Source organism: Staphylococcus sp. 231237_7MaSpsaltlick (assembly GCF_043107035.1).
In genome coordinates this window covers 1-244 of sequence record NZ_JBICNX010000481.1, presented here as the reverse complement: position 1 = coordinate 244, position 244 = coordinate 1, and the positions used below count along the sequence as shown (strand labels likewise).

The 244-nt window shown below is 31.6% G+C and carries 1 protein-coding gene; it reads right to left on the bottom strand.

All coding sequences use genetic code 11. The features are described from left to right. On the bottom strand, window positions 1-244 hold a 244-nt coding region (locus ACF91D_RS32430; RefSeq protein ID WP_392438815.1), incomplete at both ends, for a hypothetical protein.

Sequence of the window (244 nt, the reverse complement as noted above, 5' to 3'; positions counted from 1 at the left end):
TCGTCTTTATCAGTAAAAACGCTATCATTTTGAACAGCATTATTATCTTGTCCAACTGAAGTATCATCAGATTTATCGCTGTCTTTAGTTACATCTTGTGAATCATTAGAAGTAACATCGTCTTTATCAGTAACAACGCTATCATTTTGAACAGCATTATTATCTTGTTCAACTGAAGTATCATCAGATTTATCGCTGTCTTTAGTTACATCTTGTGAATCATTAGAAGTAACATCGTCTTTAT